The organism is Herbaspirillum sp. WGmk3 (genome assembly GCF_023952535.1).
GTDB lineage: Bacteria > Pseudomonadota > Gammaproteobacteria > Burkholderiales > Burkholderiaceae_D > Herbaspirillum > Herbaspirillum huttiense.
This window is the reverse complement of sequence record NZ_JAKYWT010000118.1, coordinates 1-252: the sequence shown is the minus strand read 5'-3', so window position 1 is coordinate 252 and position 252 is coordinate 1. Positions and strand designations below refer to the sequence as shown.

General features: G+C 42.5%; 1 protein-coding gene. It reads right to left on the bottom strand.

Annotated elements, in window-relative coordinates; all coding sequences use genetic code 11:
• Positions 1-252 (bottom strand): diguanylate cyclase (locus MKD49_RS26140; RefSeq protein WP_252697758.1); only part of this gene is annotated, 252 nt, incomplete at both ends.

Below are 252 nucleotides of genomic sequence, written 5' to 3'. Positions count from 1 at the left end.
CCCTGCGGTATGCCCATATTTATCGTTGATACGTTTGAAATAATCCGCGTCGATTGCCAGTAGGCTCAACGCAGCATCATTTTTACGAGCAAAATTAATTTCACGCGACACAATCGTACTTAAATAACGACGGTTTAACAGCTGAGTCAGTGAGTCATTGCCTGAATCTATATATTCGGTCACTTGAAACAGTTGATCGACCAAATGCTGAATCTGTCGGTTCACGTCACGAATTTCATGAATACGCTCCAC